Annotated in this window: 5 protein-coding genes; all 5 read right to left on the bottom strand. The window is 44.6% G+C overall.

The features are described 5' to 3' along the window. The 5 genes from FBB35_RS10610 to FBB35_RS10630 all read right to left on the bottom strand — a co-directional run bounded on the left by FBB35_RS10610 (window position 1) and on the right by FBB35_RS10630 (window position 20,054). Complete coding sequence (locus tag FBB35_RS10610) at window positions 1-5,577, bottom strand: type I polyketide synthase (protein ID WP_174709605.1); 5,577 nt, start codon at window positions 5,575-5,577, stop codon at window positions 1-3. A gap of 50 nt (window positions 5,578-5,627) precedes the next feature. Next, entirely contained in the window at window positions 5,628-10,274 is a 4,647-nt protein-coding gene (locus tag FBB35_RS10615) for a type I polyketide synthase (protein ID WP_174709606.1), read from the bottom strand. Between the two features lie 38 nt (window positions 10,275-10,312). Continuing rightward, window positions 10,313-18,889, bottom strand: a complete 8,577-nt coding sequence (locus FBB35_RS10620) for a type I polyketide synthase (protein ID WP_174709607.1) — start codon at window positions 18,887-18,889, stop codon at window positions 10,313-10,315. A gap of 95 nt (window positions 18,890-18,984) precedes the next feature. Next, complete coding sequence (locus tag FBB35_RS10625; protein WP_174709608.1) at window positions 18,985-19,248, bottom strand: phosphopantetheine-binding protein; 264 nt, start codon at window positions 19,246-19,248, stop codon at window positions 18,985-18,987. 59 nt (window positions 19,249-19,307) lie between these two features. Further along, complete coding sequence (locus FBB35_RS10630; protein ID WP_174709609.1) at window positions 19,308-20,054, bottom strand: polyketide synthase; 747 nt, start codon at window positions 20,052-20,054, stop codon at window positions 19,308-19,310. Window positions 20,055-20,118 lie beyond the last annotated feature (64 nt).

The following is a 20,118-nucleotide window of genomic DNA, read 5'->3' on the forward strand; positions in this document are numbered from 1 at the left end:
TCAGTTACCATCTATCAGTTCTAGTTTTTTCAGGAGTAGCAATTCTGTTTCTGCTTCCGACATCCTGGTTAAATCCTCCAGGGAAATTGATGGCTCACTCTCCTCAAGCGATGGTGCTGGTGATGAGTCCTCTAATTTGGATAACGACAGCACATCTTGGATTAAATGATTTACTAAAGTTTGCAGACTCGGATAATCAAATAACAATGTGGCTGGCAAGGAACAAGCCAAACTATTTTCAAGAACGTTTCGTAACTCCAGCGCCATGAGTGAGTCGAGACCCATTTCAATTAAAGGTTTGTCGGCATCGAGGTTTTGCCAAGAGTTGAGTCGCAACACTTTCGCAGCCAGTTTGCGGATGTGGGTTAGCAGCAAAGATTGTCGTTTGTCATCAGAAACTTGTTGCAATTTTTCCAGAATTGTGCTTGGGATAGTTTCTGATTTCTCTTCGGGTTGGGTATACTCAGCAAAATCTTGCAGCAGTGGCGGTACTTCACCAGGGCGATACTGTTTGAGGAAGGTTTGCCAATTGACAGGAATCACACCTACTTGTGGCATATCGGCTCGACTCAGCAACGACTCTAATATCTGTAATCCCTGTTCAATTCCAATCCGTTCCACTCCTAAAGACTGACTGTGGTTTAAGTTTGCTGCCATCCCTACTTCTGCCCAAGCTCCCCAGTTGATACTGAGTGCAGGTAGACCTTGAGAATGGCGGTAGTGGGCGAAGGCATCTAAAAAGGCATTTGCAGCTGCATAATTTCCTTGTGCGGCTGCACCCAACAAAGAGGCCGCTGAGGAAAACATCACAAAGAAATCCAGCGATATATCCTCAGTTAAATGGTGTAAATTCCAGGCTCCCTGAATTTTGGGAGCCATTACTGGAGTGAAATCTTGCCAGGTTTGCTGTAATATAATGCGATCCCTTAACACTCCAGCTGCATGGATAATGCCGCGTAGTTGAGATTTGTAGGGTGACAGCAGTTGTTTAACTTGGTTAAAATCGGTAATATCTGCCTCTATTACCTGCACTTGAACCCCTGCCTGTTCCATCTCTTGAATAGCATCCAACGCAGTTGCAGAAGGCGAACGACGACCGACTAAAACTAAGTTTTGTGCCCCCTGCTGACACATCCAACGAGCAACTTGTAACCCTAGTGCGCCTAGTCCGCCAGTAATTAGATAAGTAGCGTCGGCAGAAAATGTTACAGGTTGTGTTGATACTTGAGGCTTTGCCCGAACTAAACGAGCCACATAACGTTCATTGTTGCGAAAAGCCAGATGATCTTCTGACTCTGGTTGTAAGATATCCGCCAGTACTAATGCTGTCTGTTCTGGAGAATTATCAATATCAATATCTACCAAACCGCCCCAAATTCCTGGATACTCAATGGCAATTACTCGCCCCAGTCCCCACAGAGGCGCTTGAGTCAGACTGTTCATTGTCAATTCATTACCAACAGGTTGACTGCCTTGGGTGAACAGCCACAATCGTGCTTGGCAGTTTGATAATTTAGATAAAGCTTGCAACAGGTAGATAGTACTACCGCAACTCGTTAGATAGTCTGTTTGTTCGGTTTCTAGCAGACTCCAGAGATGAATAATACCGTGCAATGGTGCATTCTCTGACCCCACATCTTGCAAGAGTTGATGGAAATGTTGCGGTTGACTGGGGTCGATTTGAAACTGACTTTCACCAATTTGTTGATAGATTTCACCAACAGAAACAAGGATGCAAACTTTGCCTTGATGTTCTAATTTTTGTGCCAATGCTCTACCAATACCATTAGCATCGGTGAAAATTAGCCAACGACCGGGAATAACAGGTAATTGTTCTGATAATCTAGACTTTGGTTGCCACTGGATTTGATACAGCAATTCCTGAGTCGGTGCTTGGTTGGCTCTGAGCAAAGCTTGACGCGGTGCTTGCTTTAAGCAAAGCCCCTCAATGTAGGCTACTAGTTCTCCCGCTTCATTCAGCAGCCAGATATCACCGATGAACATTCCTGCTGTTGAACTTGTTTGAGAATTTAGCTTTCCGTAACACCACAAACGGCTGTTAAAATTTGGCGACTTACAAAAATAAAAGTGATTTATGCTGAAGGGTACGTAAACTTGGTTATCTCGTCGTTCTTGGGGTAAAGCAAAGCCTAAGAACTGAAAACAAGAATCGATTAATCCCGGATACAGAAGGTATGTGTTGATTTCAGCTGCAAATTCTTGGGGAAATTGCATTTGGCACAATGCTTCACCATCACACCGCCACATAGATTCTACCCATTGGAAACGCTGACCGAGTTGCAGTCCTTGTTCTCTAACTTGGGCGTAGAAATCTGAACCAGCTAGCATTTGCGAGCAACGCGCCTGTAACTCAGCCCAAGATAAAGGTTTATCAATATCGCCTGCATCTTGGCTGAGTCGTCCTGTAGCGTGTACCAACCAGTTATCTATTTGTTTATTAAAACTAAATAGTTCAAATTTATATTTACCTGCGGCTTCAGGTTGCAAAATAAGTTGTACATTGATAGTCTCGCGATCGCTAACCGTCAGCGCTTCCCTAAATGTAATGTTACTCAGCGAAATTGCCCCTGTTCCGAGAATTTCTTGACCTGCAAGCAATAGCATAGAAATATGCGAAGCTCCCGGTACTACCACCGTGTCATAAATTTGGTGGTCATCGAGGAAAGGTAAACTAGTTGTGTTCAGGTGAGTTTCAAAAACAATATCCTTGAGAGATGGCGATCGCAATTGATAACCCAATAAAGGATGCAGCAGTTTTTCGCTGATTTGTCTAACTATTGGCTTGCTGGTAGCAGTAGGCAACCAATAGCGTTGACGCTGCCAAGGATAATTCGGTAAAACCACCTTATGACGCAGGTAATCAGCCTCAAACCCTCGCCAATCAATTTCTACCCCAGCCACATACAACTGCGCCACTGAATCTAATAACTGCTGCCAATCTTCTTTATTTCTTCGTAGGGAAGCCAGCCATAACCCCTGTTCATCCAGCACCTCTGGACACTCACGCCGTGCCATCCCCAACAATGTTGGATGTGACCCCACCTCGACAAACACCTCATATCCAGCTTGATACAATGCCTGCATACTGGCAGCAAATTGCACACTCGCTCGGATATGTTCTACCCAGTAAGCCGCATTAGACATTTCCTTTTGTCTGACAATCTTGCCTGTGACATTGGAGACAATATCTAATTGCGGCTGTTGATATTTTACTGTTGCTGCCACTTGCTCAAACTTCGCCAACATCGGCTGCATTAAGGGCGAGTGGAAAGCATGGGATACTTGCAATTTTCTAGTTTCAATACCTTGGCTTTCTAGTTTTTGCAGTACTGAATTGAGTATCTCTAATTCACCAGATAAGACAATACTGTCTTCGCCATTAATCGCTGCAATACTCAATTGTTCGGAATAATCAGCAATTAACGGTGTAACTCGTTCTACTGTGGTGAATACTGCTGCCATTCCTCCACCTTGGGGTAAGGCTTGCATCAGAGAAGCACGTTGCACAATTAATTTCAGTGCGTCTTCTAAAGAGAAAATACCAGCAATGCAAGCGGCGACATATTCACCGACACTGTGACCTAAAACTGCTGTGGGACGAATACCCCAAGATAGCCATAGTTGGGCTAGGGCATATTCTAGAACGAATAATCCAACTTGGGTGTACGCGGTTTGGTCGAGGCGAGGATCTTCTGGGTTTTCCGAGAATATAACTTCAAGAATTGATTCTCCTAACAGTGGTTGCAATAGGGTGTCGCAGTCGTCAAGAGTTTGGCGGAAACTCGGCTGAGTTTCATACAGTTGTTTACCCATATTGCGATATTGCGATCCTTGTCCAGTGAAAAGGAAGGCAATTTTTTTGCTTTGTTGGCTGCTATATCCGTGATGAATACCGATGATTTCACTGTTGTCTAAATAGGCTTGCAACTTTTGTTGTATCTGCTGATGGTCATCGGCGATAATTGCGACGCGATGACTAAAGTGTGTTCTACCAATTTGTGAAGTGTGAGTGATATCACCAAAGGGAATTTCTGCGTGGGATGAGAGGTACTTGATGTAATTTTGAGCGAGTTGCTGTAAGGCTTGAGGATGTTTGGCTGACAGAGTTAATAGATGTAAAGGACGATCAATTAATTTTGAATTTTGAATTTTGAATTTTGAATTGTTAGGTGCTTCTTCTAATATGGCGTGGGCATTTGTGCCGCTAAATCCAAAGGAACTTACCCCAGCAATGCGAGTTTCACCGTTGGTTTGCCAAGGTGTAAGAGTTGTGGGAATTGTTAAAGGCAGTTCTGACCAAGGAATCAACGGGTTAGGTTGGTTGAGATGTAGATGGGGTGGAATTTGTTGATGTTGTAGTGCCAACACCACCTTCATCAAACCTGCAACGCCAGCAGCCGATTCCAAATGACCGATGTTGGTTTTGACAGAACCGATCGCCAAAGGTCGATCTGTAGTATGCTCTTTTGCTAAAGTAGCAGCGATCGCTTCTACTTCTATCGGATCTCCTAAAGATGTCCCTGTACCGTGGGCTTCAACGTAGCTTACTTGCTGTGGTTGTACTTTAGCATTAGCGATCGCTTGCCGAATCAAGTTTTCTTGAGCGATGCCGTTGGGTACTGTTAACCCACTGCTGCGACCATCTTGATTGACCGCACAAGCGCGAATTACTGCCAGGATTTTATCTCCATGGGCTTGTGCTTGAGAAAGGCGTTTGAGTACGACTATGCCACAACCTTCTCCTCGCACGTAACCGTTAGCTGCTGCATCAAAGGTTTTACAACGTCCATCTGCTGCCATCATTCTCGCTTTGGAGAACATGATGTTGGCTTCTGGTGTGAGAATCAGGTTGACTCCCCCGGCTAAAGCTAACTCGCACTCGCCGTTGCGGAGGCTTTGACAAGCCAGGTGAACGGAAACCAAGGAAGAAGAACAAGCAGTATCCAGTGCTACACAAGGCCCTTGCAAACCTAAAACAAAGGAAAGACGACCAACCATTGCACTAAAAGCGCTACCCGTTCCCTGATAAGCGTCAATTCCCTGTTCCCCCGCTTGGGCATAAAAGCGGGTGTAATCATTAGTAGTAACACCGACAAACACCCCCGTTGAACTACCCATAAGTTCAGAAGGAGGTTGACAAGCATTTTCTAAGGCTTCCCAACTGACTTCTAATAACAAACGCTGTTGAGGGTCGATGCTAATTGCTTCCCGTGGCGAGATCCCAAAAAACTCGGCATCGAATTGATCTACTTGCTTTAAAAAGCCACCGTAGCGGCTAGACATTTTACCAGGGCTATCTGGGTTGGGGTCGTAATAAGCATCAATATCCCAGCGATCGCTCGGCACTTCTACAATGGCATCAGTACCGTCCCGTAATATCTGCCAAAATGTTTCTGGATCGTCAGCACCACCCGGAAACCGACACGCCATACCAACAATTGCGATCGGTTCTGTTTTCGCCCGTTCCATTGCATCAATCTTGGCACGTAGTTCTTTCAACGCCAAAAGGGCGCGTTGGGATGGTGATAGCTGGTCGATACTTTCCATTTGGCTCATTTTGGTTTACAGAACAGAGGAGAGAAAGACTAAGGACAAATGACCAATGACTAATGACTAAATTCAATCAGGGAAGCTAATTCTTCATCAATCATGGATTCGACTTCTTCCTCCGAGAGTTGTTTGATTTGTGTTACCGTCATAGATTGGTTGGGATTAACTAATGTTGGTTTGGTTTCAGGCGGTATATTTTGGTTATCTAGGGTATTGACAAAATAACTTGCTAATGTATCGATGTTGGGATAATTGAATGTCAGTGTTGAAGGCAACGATTTACCTAAACTTTTTTGTAGGCGATTCCGAAATTCCACTGACGTGAGTGAATCCATGCCCATCGTTGCAAATCCTTGTAGGGGGTCGAGGGTTTGGGATGGGATCAAGCCTAAAATGCTGGTAAGTTCATCGCTAATGTGAGCAACTAACAGAGATTTCCATTCGTTAACTGGTGTTGCTTGTAGGCGTTGTTGTATTTCGGATGGCTGGTTTTGATGCTGTTGTCCATCCGAAAACAACTCCTGAAAGTAAGCAGGTTCTTGCCCTGTAGGAAAGCGTTGTAAAAACTGCGTCCAGTTAATGGGGAGTACAGTCACCTGACAAACTCTCTGTTGCAGGAAATGTCTAAGTAACTGCAAGGCTTGGTTTGGTGGAATCAAATCAATGCCCTCTGCCGCTAACCTTTGACCAAATGATGCTGCCATCCCGACCTCTGCCCACGGACCCCAGTTGATACTGGTAGCGACTAATCCTTGTTTTTGGCGGTAATGTGCTAAAGCATCTAAAAAGGCATTGGCAGCAGCATAGTTGCTTTGACCGGGCGCACCGAGTATGCAAGCTGTTGATGAAAATAGTACAAAGAAATCTAGGGGTTGATTCAGTGTCAGAGTGTGCAGATTCCACGCACCTTGGATTTTAGGAGCCATCACCCTAGCGAACCGTTCCCAGTTTTGTTGTAGCAGCATCCCATCATCTAGGACACCTGCTGCATGAATAATACCCCGCAATGGTGGTGTTTGCAGTGTTGTCAGTGCTGGCTGCAACTGTTCGGCTTGGGCAATATCTGCCTGTACTACTGTTATTTGCGTACCTGTTTGTTCTAACTCTCGAATTGTTGCTTGGGCGCTTTCGCTTGGAGAACTTCGACCGAGTAATACTAAATATCTTGCACCCTGTTCCACACACCAACGGGCAATTTGCAGACCCAAAGCACCAAGTCCGCCAGCAATTAAGTATGTTCCCTCTGGAGTGAATTTGAGGGATTTGGCGGCTACTGGTGAAATTTGACTACGCACCAAACGCGCAGTATGCCACTGTTGATGTCGCCAAGCAATGCGATCGCCTAAAATCATTGTTGGCAGTTTTGCCAGTAATAAAGCCGCAGCATCAGCTGGTGAACTGCTGGGGTCGAGATCCACCAAACCTCCCCAGATTTCGGGGTATTCCATTGCAATCACTCCACCCAAACCCCATAATGGTGCAGCAGCGATCGCAATTTCTCCAGAATGTTCTCCAATTACCTGCGTCCCTTGCGTCACCAACCATAACCGTGCTGATATTAACTGCTGACGCTTAGCTAGTGCTTGGAGCAAATCCAATACACTAGACACACATTGTTGAATATTTGTCAACTCTGTTAAATCTGCCTCTTTAGTATCATCCAAACTCCACAGATGTACAATCTGCAATGGTGACTGAGTTGGGATACCCTCTAGCAATTGGTCAAAGTGAGTGCAATCGCCTGAGAAAACTAAAGTATAAGTATGACCCTGTTTGGCTAACAGTTGCGCCAAGTTATCAGCAACGCCTGTGCGATCGCTTAAAATCAACCAATGAGCAAGTGCGATCGCAAGTGTTTTATCTGATGAGGTTTGGGGTTGCCATTGCACCTCATAAAGCCAATCTTGTAGTTCTACTGGAAGAGAAGTTGTCGTCGCAGTAGGTAGCCAATAACGTTGGCGCTGCCAAGGATAATTCGGCAAAATTACCTTATTACGAGCATAATCACTCTCAAACCCCTGCCAATCAATCTCTACCCCAGCCACATACAACTGCGCCATTGAATCTAACAAGTGCTGCCAATCTTCCTTTCCTTTTCGCAGCGAAGCCAGCCATAACCCCTGCTCATCCAATACTTCTGGACACTCACGCCGTGCCATCCCCAACAATATCGGATGAGGGCCAATTTCCACAAACACCTCATATCCTAATTGATACAATGCCTGCATACTGGCAGCAAATTGCACACTCGCTCTGATATGTTCCACCCAATACGCCGCATTTGACATTTCCTGTTGTCTGACAATCTTACCTGTGATATTGGAGACAATATCTAATTGCGGCTGTTGATATTTTACTGTTGCTGCCACTTGCTCAAACTTCGCCAACATCGGCTGCATTAAGGGCGAGTGGAAGGCATGAGATACTTGCAGTCTTTTAATTTCAATGCCTTGGCTCTCCAATTTTTGCAGTACTAAGTTTAATACCTGCAATTCACCAGATAAGACAATACTTTGTTCGCCATTAATCGCTGCAATACTCAATTGTTCGGAACAATCAGCAATTAACGGTGTAATTTGTTCTAATGTAGCAAATACTGCTGCCATTCCTCCACCTTGGGGTAAGGCTTGCATCAAAGAAGCACGTTGAACAATTAATTTCAGTGCATCTTTTAAGGAAAAAATACCAGCAATGCAAGCTGCAACATATTCCCCGACACTGTGGCCTACAACTGCTGTGGGACGGATACCCCAGGATAGCCACAGTTGGGCAAGGCCATATTCTATGACAAATAATGCAACTTGGGTGTATGCGGTTTGATTGAGGCGATCGCCTTCTAAGTTGTCACAGAAGATAACCGATAAAATTGACTCGCCTAGTAGAGGTTGCAGTAGGGTGTCACATTGGTCGAGGGTTTGGCGGAAACTTGGTTGAGTTTCATACAGTTGCCGACCCATATTGCGGTATTGTGAACCTTGTCCAGTGAAGAGGAAAGCAATTTTTTTGGTTTGCTGGCTGGTGTGTCCGTGATAGATACTGAAATCATCAGTATCACTCAAATAGGCTTGCAACTGTTGTTGCATTTGTTGATGGTCGGCGGCGATGATGGCGAGGCGATGCGGGAAATGAGTTCTGCCGACTTGAGATGTAAAGGTGATGTTACTAAGGGCTATATCCGGATGGGATGAAAGGTACTTGATGTAGTTTTGAGCTAATTTTTGTAAGGCTTGAGGATGTTTGGCTGACAGAGTTAATAGATGTAAAGGACGCTCAATTAATTTTGAATTTTGAATTTTGAATTTTGAATTGTTAACTGGTGCTGCTTCTATCACCACATGGGCATTTGTACCACTCAAGCCAAAAGAACTCACTCCAGCAATTCGAGTATTGTTTTCAGAATGCCACGGTTTAGCTGTGGTAGGAATAGCCAGTGGTAGTTCTTGCCAAGGAATATGGGGGTTAGGTTGCTTGAGGTGGAGATGAGGTGGAATTTTTTGGTGTTGTAGCGATAATATTACCTTGATTACACCTGCAACTCCCGCAGCTGCTTCCAAATGACCAATGTTGGTTTTGACAGAACCAACAACCAAAGGCTGCTCAAAAGAGCGTTGTTCGCACAAAACAGAAGCTAAAGCGTTAATTTCAATTGGATCGCCCAAGGGAGTCCCCGTACCATGTGCCTCTATGTAACTTACTTGCTGTGCTGCAACCCTACTGTTAGCTAGAGCCTGACGCAGTAGTTTTTGTTGTGCAGGGCCGCTGGGTACTGTTAGTCCACCACTAGGGCCGTCGTGATTGACTGCTGAACCTTTAATCAATGCGAGTATAGAGTCACCAGCCGCCACAGCATCCGACAAACGTTTAAGTACCAATACTCCACAACCTTCGCCTCTGGTATAGCCATCAGCTGAGGCATCAAAGGATTTGCAGCGTCCATCGGGTGCAACTGCACGCATTTTGGAGAGAAAAATATTCGTGTCTGGTGACAATATCAGGTTAACTCCGCCTGCTAGAGCTTGGTCGCATTCTCCAGAACGTAGACTTTGGCAGGCTAAATGTAACGATACTAGAGATGATGAACAAGCGGTATCTACAACTAAGCTCGGCCCTTGTAAACCCAGAATATATGAAAGGCGACCGGAAATAAAACTAAAACTGTTGCCTGTACCAAAGTAAGTGTCAATACTATTAGAGTTACCAGAATAGAGGCGTGAGTAATCGTTATTCATCACCCCAATAAATACGCCTGTTTGAGTTTGCGACAGCCGTTCGATACACTGTCCGGCATTTTCTAGAGCTTCCCAACTTACCTCTAGTAGTAAGCGTTGTTGTGGATCTGTACTAACGGCTTCTCTGGGAGAGATTTCAAAGAAGTTGGCATCAAACAGATCGATATCTTTTAAAAAACCACCATAGCGAATGTATGATTTTCCCTCAGCATCGGGATTTGGGCTGTAATAAGCTTCCGTATCCCAACGTTCTTGGGGAATTTCCTGAATGGTATCTACACCATGCTGGAGAATTTGCCAAAAAGCATCCGGGTTATCGGCTCCCCCAGGAAAGCGACACGCCATCCCAATCACAGCGATGGGTTCTGTTTTAGCACGCTCGATCGCCTCCAACTTACCACGCATTTCTTTTAATGCCAGCAATGCGCGTTGTAGTTGATTGATGTTGTTTTGTTCTGTGTCGATTTTAGTCATGCTATGAACCCTGTCGCTAAACATCCTGTTGATTGGGATTAGATTTTTTTCATTAATTCATCAATGTTGTCCAATTCTGCCGCTAGTGATCGCTCTAGTTCTATTTGCGAAAGCTGTTGAATATCGCTGATTTCAATGTCGGAGCGATCGCTTTTTGGCGGAGGAGATGCCGTTTGAATAGCCAAAACATCGTTAGTAAGATATTTAGTTAAGGTTTCTAAGGTGGGATAATCAAATAACAAAGTGGTTGGCAGAGAAGACTCAAGACTTGATTGCAAGCGATTTCTCAACTCGATTGCCATGAGTGAATCTAATCCCACTTCAAATAAACGCTGACGCGGTTGCAGTTCCTCAGATGAATTGAGACGTAAGATTTTCGCTACTTCGTCACGGATGTAATTAAATAAAATTTGCTGAATATCTGCGGGGTGAGCCTCCTGGAGTTGTCGTAAAATATCTGGTTTCGCTGCTAAAACTGGCTGTGCAGTCTCTTGGGTTTGCCTTGAATCAACAAACTCACTCAGCAAAGGCGGTACTTTCTGGGTGTAGTAGTGGGTGATAAATTTTGACCAGCGCACTGGTAAAACCGCAACTTGTCCAGCATTGGCTTGATGCGTCAATGCTGCCAAGATTTGTAATCCTTGTTGAGGTAAAATTTTCTCTACTCCCACTGGAGAACCTGTAGAGGTTGCAGCCATTCCCACTTCCGCCCACGCTCCCCAGTTGATACTCAATCCCGCCAGCCCTTGGGAGCGACGATAATCGGCTAACCCATCAAGAAAGGCGTTCGCTGCTGCGTAGTTTGCTTGTCCTGTGGTTCCCAACACTGAAGCAACGGAGGAGAACAACACAAATAATTCCAAAGGTTTATCTTGAGTCAGGATATGCAGATTCCAAGCACCCTGAATTTTCGGAGCCATTACCCTAGTAAATCGCTCCCAGTTTTGTTGGAGTAAAATCCCATCGTTTAGAATTCCGGCTGCATGGATAACACCTCGTAAGGGAAACTGAGGTTCAATGCTGTTGAGTACGGTTTGTACTTGTTCAAGTTGTGTAATATCTGCTTGGGCGACTGTAACTTGCACGCCAGTGTTTTCCCAAGAAGCGATCGCACTTTTATCTTTATCAGATGGCGATCGCCTACCCACTAATACTAAATGTTGCACACCTCGTTCAACCAACCAATTTGCCACTGTTAACCCCAGTCCTCCTAGTCCGCCTGTAATCAGGTAAGTCCCAAGGGAAGGGTTAAAGGAAGTAGAGAAATCTATTATGTTGGGAACGCGTTGCAAACGGGAGACGTAGCGCTGATTTCCCCTTAAGGCGACTTGTTCGCCCAATTCTGGATGGGAAAGTTCTTCCCATAACTGAGTTACGGCTTCTACAGTTGAACTTTGGGGATCTAAATCAATTAGCCCTGCAAAAACTTCGCTATATTCTGTTGCTATAACTCGCCCCAATCCCCAGAGAGGTGTTTGAGACAGGGCGATTTCAGATTGTAGATTAATTGACTGGCTACCCCTAGAAATCAACCACAGCCTAGCTAGTGGGGAATTTATCCGAGCTAAGGCTTGAGTTAAATGTAAAACACTACCACAGACACGAATTTGTGTAGAATCTAGCAAATTTCCAGTAGCCAAACTCCACAAATGTACAATGTGGAGAGCTATTCCTGGTTTAATTGAAACTTCTTGAAGCAGTCGATCGAAATGCTGGGGTTCGGCTGGATTGATGTAAATTTTACTAGCTTCTAAAGATTTATAAGTATCACCAGGGATAACTACCACAAAGGATTCGCCTTGTGCCTGCAACAATTTCACCAATTCTTCGCCTACAGCATCTTCATCAATTAGAAGTATCCAATATTGCTGTTGTGGTACTAAAGGTGACTGCGTAATTGTTCGTTCTTGGAGTTGCCAAGTGATTTGATAAAGCCAGTCTTGGAGATTTGGTTGCTTGAGTAATGCTTGCTGTGGCGATCGCTTTAAACAGAGTTCCGAGAATTGAGCGATCGCTTGTCCAGATTCATCTAATAATTGTACATCTCCTACTATCACCTCTGGATTATTGGTTTGCAGGCGGGCGTGACACCATACTGGCTGACTCAAGTCCAGATTTTGCCAGAGATGAAAGCCACCTAAACTAATCGGTACATAAACATCAGCGTCTCGAATCTCTGCTGGTAAAGTACCTCCCAACAGTCTCAAACAAGAATCTATCAGCCCCGGATGTAATGGATATAACTTAGTCTCTGATTCACAACCCGGTGGTAGTTGCATCTGACAGATGGCTTCCCCATCTCGTCGCCAAAAATCGCCAATCCACTGAAAAGTTACACCCAAATCTAGCCCAGCATCTCCGACATCCTGATAAAATACCTGCGAACCAGTGGATTTTTCAGGACAACGTGCCTGTATTTCTACCCAAGACCAAGTTTCTCTAGTAGCAGACAAGGTAGATAACTCACCAGTTGCATGGAGACACCATTGTTCATCGCTTTCTAGGCTGAATAGTTCAAAGGTGTAGTCCTGATTTTTGCCCAGTTGCAAAATCAATTGCACTTTGACGCTGCTATTTTCGGGTATGATTAAAGGCTCTCGAAACGTAATCTGTTGAAGAGACACTGCATTAGTTCCGAAAATCTGCTCACCTGCTAGGGTCAACATAGCAATATAAAATGCTCCTGGTGCAACTATCGACCCGTAGATGCGGTGGTCGGCTAGAAAAGGTAAGTTATTTGTGTGGAATTCACTGTCAAATACTAGACTTTTGAAGAGTGGAGAATGTAGGCGTTGTCCTAATAGGGGATGCAATTGTGAGTGTACTACTAGTTTTTTGGCAGTGTTTTCAAACCAGTAGCGTTGGTGCTGCCAAGGATAGTTGGGTAATATTACTTTATTTCGTGTATAGCCGTTGTCGAATCCGAGCCAATCAACTTCTACTCCCTGGAGATATAACTGGCTCAGACTTTCTAAAATTTGTTGCCAATCTTCCTTGCCTTTGCGTAGTGAAGCTAGCCATAAACCTTGATTATCCAAGTCTTCTGGACAATCTCGCTGTGCCATGCCAATCAAGGTGGGATGAGAACCGACTTCTAAAAATACTTTGTAACCTCTGGTATAAAGTGCTGACATCCCTTGAGCAAAATGGACACTGGCTTGGATATGCTCAACCCAATAGCTGGCACTAGACATCTGTGCATTAGTTATCAAATTCCCACTAACATTAGAAACGATTTCCAGTTGTGGGGAATGATAGGCGATTTGCTGGGCAACTTGCTGAAAATCTGCCAACATCGATGCCATTAGCGGCGAGTGGAAGGCATGAGATACTTGCAAAGTTCGCGTTTCGATGCCTTGACTTTCTAGTTTTTGCAAAACTGCTGTTAATGCCTGTATCTCGCCTGAGATAACTAAACTTTGCTGTCCGTTATAGGCAGCAATGCTCAGTTGTTGAGGATAGGGGGCAATCAAGGGTTCTACAACTTCTACGCTAGCGAAAACCGCAGCCATACCTCCTGTTTGCGGTAATTCTTGCATCAGGCGGGCGCGGTGGGCAATCAATTTTAATCCGTCCTCAAGGGAGAAAATACCAGCCACACAAGCAGCCACATATTCTCCAACACTGTGACCAAGCACCGCAGACGGACGAATACCCCAAGAAATCCACAGTTGTGCCAAGGCGTATTCTAGGACAAATAAGGCTGGTTGAGTGTAGGCGGTTTGGTCGAGGAGTGGATTTTCTGTGGTGTCAGCAAAGATGACTGATAAGATGGATTTGTTTAGGAAAGGTTGGAGAATGCGATCGCATTCATCCAATATCCAACGAAAACCAGGTTGGTTTTCATACAGTTGTCTTCCCATCCCTACATACTGCGACCCTTGCCCAGTAAATAAAAAGGCGCATCTGGTGAAATTACCACTATCTACTTGATAGTCATATTCTGCTGACTCCAACTTGGCTTGCATCTCAGCATGAGATGAACCAACAACAGCCAAACGATGAGAAAAATGAGAACGTCCAACTTGGGCAGTGTGGGTAATATTAGCCAAAGAAATATCGCCATGCTTGCCCAAATAGTCGATGTATTGTTCAGCTAATTGCCGCAGAGAATTGGCATGTTTCGCAGAAAGGCAGAGTAAGTGTAAAGGACGCTCAATTGTAATTTCTGCTCCCCTGCTCCCCTGCTCCTTGGTCACTGAGCGTAGTCGAAGTGCTGCTCCCCCTGCTTTCTCCAAAGGTGCTTCTTGTACAATCACATGAGCATTAGTACCACTCATCCCGAAAGAACTCACCCCAACAATCCGCGCCGAGTCCTTAACTACCCAAGATTGCCCAGATGTAGGGATACTCAATGGCAATTGCTCCCAAGCAATCATCGGATTAGGTTGTTGCAAGTGCAGGTGTGGCGGAATTTCTTGATGCTGTAGAGCCAAAACAACTTTCATCAAACCCGCTACCCCAGCCGCCGCTTCCAAATGACCAATGTTAGTTTTAACGGAACTAATTACTAGTGGCTGTTCCAAAGAACGTCCTGCACAGAGTACAGATGCTAATGCCCCAACCTCAATCGGATCTCCCAAGGATGTACCAGTCCCATGAGCTTCGATGTAACTCACCTGCTGGGCTTCTACATTGGCGTTAGCTAATGCTTCATGTAACAATTCTTGTTGCGCTGTTGTACTGGGGACGGTAAAACCACTGCTACGTCCATCATGATTCACTGCCGAACCCCGAATTACTGCCAAGATTGGGTCATTATCAGCTAAAGCTTCAGAGAGTCGTTTCAGGACAACTACACCACATCCCTCTCCTCGAACAAAGCCATTAGCTGAAGCATCAAAGGTTTTACAGCGTCCATCGACAGCTACAGCCTTGGATTTTGATAAGAAAATATTCGTCTCCGGTAGAAGTATCAAGTTTACGCCACCCGCCAATGCTAAATTGCACTCTCCACGCCGCAGGCTTTGAACTGCTAAATGAATGCTAACCAGCGAGGACGAGCAAGCAGTATCAACTACCAAGCTAGGCCCGCGCAGCCCCAAGCTATGAGATATCCTCCCTGCTGCCGCACTACCAATACCGCCAGTACCGTAATAAGCATCAATTGTTTCTGGATTTTTGTGCTGAATTTGCAGTTGCATATACTCGTTGGAAATCAGACCAATGAACACGCCTGTCTGACTTCCTACAAGATTCTGTGGTGCAATAGCCGCATTTTCTAAAGCTTCCCAACTTACTTCTAACAGTATGCGTTGTTGTGGGTCGAGGCTGATGGCTTCACGGGGACTGATACCGAAAAATTGCGCGTCAAATTGGTCAATGTCTGCAATAAATCCCCCGTGACGAGTGTACATTTTACCTGGTGTTTCTGGCTCTGAGTCAAAGTAATTATCCAGGTTCCAGCGTTGCGAGGGAATTTCTGTAATTGCATCGATACCTTTTTGGAGGATTTCCCAGAACTGTTGGGGATTATTTGCACTTCCAGGAAAGCGACAACCCATACCAATAATGGCGATATCTTCAGTAGAGACACGATTAATCGCGTCTTTACAAGATTGGGGGAGGTTTTCATGGTTGGTGGAGGGAGAATCTAAACCCAAGACTTCCCTACCCAAATATTCTGTGAGTGTGGCGATTGTGGGATAATCAAATGCCAAGGTTGCAGCTAGGGAATAAGAATGTCCTAGTTGCGTTTGAATACGGTTTTTTAACTCAATTGCCATCAGAGATTTCATCCCCAAGGTAGCAAATCCCTCGTTTGGATCGAGTTTCTCTGTTGGTTCCAGTCCCAGAACAGTTGCTACCTCAGTTTGCACGTAGGCTTGCAGTTTTTCCCAACGCTGACTAGCTGACACCTCCTCCAGGTTAAGGTTTTGCCAGAGTAGAGATGTGAAATTTTGCGCTTCTAGTGGCTGAATCTCTACGTCGGGTTTCTGCTGCGGTTCTATCCAGTAACGCTTTCTCTGAAAGGGGTAAGTTGGCAGTTCTACGCGTTGGCGTTGGTAATCTCTGTCAAATTCTGCCCAGTTAACATCTGCTCCCTGTACATACAAGGCACTCAGTGTTGATAATACCTGCTGCCAATCCTCAAATCCTTCTTTCAGGGAAGATAACCAAATCTCCTCGCTTTGGGGTTGATATCGCTTACCTGCTTCCGCTAAGGTCGAACTCGGCCCTAATTCCAGAAGCAAGTTACAACCTTGAGCAATTAAGGTATCAACTGCCGTTGAAAATTGTAATGTATCTCGTAGATGATTGCGCCAATGTTGGGGTGCGATCGCCTCCACTAATTTCCCATTCACACTAGAAACCCAATTTATCTGCGGTGGGTTGTAGGTGAATGTGGCGGCCAGTTCCTCCATTGCATCCAATATTGGCTCCACGGCTGGAGAGTGAAAGGCTTGATTTATCTTCAGCTTGAGAAAAGCTATGCCCTCACTTTTCAACTGTTGGAGAATTTGTTGCACAGCTTGACTTTCACCAGCAATTAAGATTTCTTCTTGGCCGTGGATGGCAGCAATCCCAACCTGATGCTGATAGGTTAATAGTACTTCTGTTACCTTATTTATTGAGGTATATATCCAAGCCATAGCCCCATTTTGCGGTAACTGCTGCATCAATTGTCCCCGCTTTGCCACTAAAATTAAGGCATCTTCCAAGCTGAGAACACCCGCAACACAAGCAGCGATATATTCACCTAAGCTGTAGCCCATAATACAATGTGGCTTGATTCCCCAGGAACGCCACATTTCTGCTAAGGCGAACTCTAGGGCAAACAAAGCAGGTTGGGTGTAGACGGTTTCGTGTAGTAATAGTTTGCTACCAGATTCAGGATAGAGTATTGATAATAGCGACTTGTTTAAATAAGGGGTGAGTAGGCGATCGCAACGTTCTAGCACCTCACGAAATACAGGCTGTGTATCGTAGAGTTGACGACCCATATCAACGTATTGCGTTCCCTGTCCTGTAAACAAGAATCCAACTTTAGTAGAGTTCTGTTGACCATAAAACCATTCTCCCGCCTCTTGTTCACTGGCGAAGGCTGATAATTCTTGTTGCAAGCCCTGCAATGTATCCGCCGGGATAGCCAAACGATGCTTCAAAGCTGCTCTACCTACATTCGCTGAGTAGCAAATATCAGGCAGAGAAATATTGACAGATTTAGCAATATGTGTGTTGTAAAGACTAGCTAATTCTCGTAATGCCTTTTCATTGTTAGCTGATAGCGTCAACAGATGTAACGGCCTTTCTATTAATTTTGAATTTTGAATTTTGAATTTTGAATTATTAACCGGTGGTTCTTCTAAAACAAGATGGGCATTAGTTCCCCCCAAACCAAAGGAATTGATTCCAGCCAAACGAGGTGTATCATTCAATTCCCAAGGACTGACTGTGGTGGGAATGATAAAGGGAAAATCATCACCAATGTCTGGATTTAGGGTTTGAAAATGCAGGTGTGGTGGAATTTCTTGGTGTTGGAAACACAGTAAAACTTTAATTAAACCAGCAATTCCCGCAGCCGGTTCTAAATGTCCAATGTTGGTTTTAACGGAACTGAGAAAACACGGTAGAGTATCCCCCTCTGGTCGCAAAACTGCTTTGAGGGCGCTGGCTTCCGTCACATCAGCCAAGGGTGTGCCGACTCCATGGGCTTCAATATAGCTAATTTGTTGTGGTTCAACTCCAGCATTTGCCAACGCCTGACTGATAACTGACTGCTGTGCTAGTTGATTGGGTGCAGTCAAGTTTTTCCCAAAGCCATTTTGATTAACGGCTGAACCCCGGATAATTCCTAAAATCTGGTCTTTGTCCCTAATTGCATCTTCTAGACGCTTGAGCAAAACTAAACCGCAACCTTCACCCCGCACGTAACCATCAGCCGCCGCATCAAAACTTTTGCAACAATTATCTGATGTCATTATCCAAGCTTGGGATAATCCGATGTTAGCTTTGGGTGACAAAATCAGGTTAACAGCCCCTACCAAAGCTTGGTCAATTTCTCCGGTTTGCAAACTTTGGCAGGCAAGATGGATGGCAACCAGGGATGAAGAACAGCCAGTGTCTAATGCTAGACTCGGCCCTTGCCAACCAAAGAAGTAAGACAGGCGATTCACTGTTGTACAGAGGGCATTGCCTGTCACATAATAAGCATTTAGTTGAGTCAAATCCTCAAAGCAAACATTGGCATAATCGTTGCTACCAATGCCTATGTATACTCCCGTTTGACTTCCTGAAACTTGTTGCGGATTTAAACCAGCATTTTCTAAAGTCTCCCAAGCTACCTCTAGTAACAAACGCTGCTGCGGGTCTGTACTTGCGGCTTCACCGGGAGAAATGCCGAAGAATTTAGCGTCAAACTGGTCTACATTTTCCAGAAACCCTCCCCAACGGCTATTCATCGTTCCAGGGGTCGCCAAATCGGGGTCGTAGAGGTCATCCACTGACCAACGATTGGCGGGAACTTGTGTAACAGCATTCATCCCATCCCGCAGTAGCTGCCAGAACGCGGCAGGATTTTTCGCCCCAGGAAATCGGCATCCCATACCAATAACAGCGATGCCTACGGTGGGCAAAGCCAACGCTTCCTTTTTTTGTTGTTTAATGTTGTTCATAACAGGGGGACTGGGGACTGGGGATTAGGGACTAGTATTTGGACTCAGCACTCTTAACTCTTGTATAGACGCAATTAATCGCGTTTTAGCACTTTTCAGCCTTGCTGAATCTTGACTTCAGCAAGTAAGTCTACAAGTTCTTGAATGTTCTTAACACTGCCGAGTTTGGTTCTAGGAACTTTCACTTTTAACTCTCTCATCGAAGCTGAGGCAATCTCTACTGCATCTAAACTGGTAGCACCCAAATCGCGCATTGACTTTGTTGGGTCGATGTTTGCATTTTCCAAACCTTCGATGTTCAAGCGCATGTGTTTGTTAACTACATTCAGGACTTGTTGCTCAATTGTTTGTTGCACCATGATTTTTCTCCTAATCTCTAAAAAGAATAATTAAATGCCGATACAATCTACTGTTTTTGTTAGGAAATATACATATCTTTGACAATAGATTGGGTGTCGGGATGATTAAAACATACAGTATGCATGAGATGTTCGCGGGACATAGCCTCTTGTAAAGCACGTTGGCGGGGAAGTGCTAAGGTATCCTTGAGCATTTCCAATACGTGCTTGGGTTTTTCGGCAATGCTGCGGGCGATATCCATCGCTACTTCCATTACTTTTTGTTTGCGAACGACATCATTAAATAGCCTTCTTCCTTGTAGTTCTCTACCTTTATAAAGTTTGGCAGTAAAGATCATTTCATGGGCAAATAATGGCCCAACTAGTAATGAAAGTAAAGATGTTGTTCCCATTCCAGGGGTAAATCCTAATCCAGTAAAATTCACGCCATAGCGACTTTCTTCAGCTGCTACAATTACATCGCAACATAAGGCAATTAATAATCCGCCTCCTACCGCGTGTCCTTCCATTGCTGCAATTATGGGAACAGGAAACCGTAATAGTTGTGTTGGTAGTAAGAGGTCTTTAACTTCTGTGTCACCACGCAGCAATTTTTGCAGTACATCTAAGCTAGCACCACCACAAAAAACATTAGGAAGACCTGTTAGTAATAATACCTTTAAATGAGGAATTTTGGCACATTCTGCTATCTTTTCTAATAAAATATCAACCAACTCATCTGTAAGTTGATTATCGTTTTGTGGATCGTTTAAATTGATTTGATAAATCCCATCTTCTAAACATGAAAGAGTTACAATTTCGGACATAATATTAATTTGTAATTCGGAGTTAGTAATTAAGAGAGTCAGAATCTAGCTTTATATTTGTAGG

The sequence above is a fragment of the Nostoc sp. TCL240-02 genome (assembly GCF_013343235.1).
GTDB lineage: Bacteria > Cyanobacteriota > Cyanobacteriia > Cyanobacteriales > Nostocaceae > Nostoc.

What these genes read in the sequence shown, in the direction of transcription:
- FBB35_RS10610 (WP_174709605.1), bottom strand. Translation starts at nt 5,577, where the DNA reads ATGAGCCAAATGGAAAGTATCGACCAGCTATCACCATCCCAACGCGCC.
- FBB35_RS10615 (WP_174709606.1), bottom strand. Translation starts at nt 10,274, where the DNA reads ATGACTAAAATCGACACAGAACAAAACAACATCAATCAACTACAACGC.
- FBB35_RS10620 (WP_174709607.1), bottom strand. Translation starts at nt 18,889, where the DNA reads ATGAACAACATTAAACAACAAAAAAAGGAAGCGTTGGCTTTGCCCACC.
- FBB35_RS10625 (WP_174709608.1), bottom strand. Translation starts at nt 19,248, where the DNA reads ATGGTGCAACAAACAATTGAGCAACAAGTCCTGAATGTAGTTAACAAA.
- FBB35_RS10630 (WP_174709609.1), bottom strand. Translation starts at nt 20,054, where the DNA reads ATGTCCGAAATTGTAACTCTTTCATGTTTAGAAGATGGGATTTATCAA.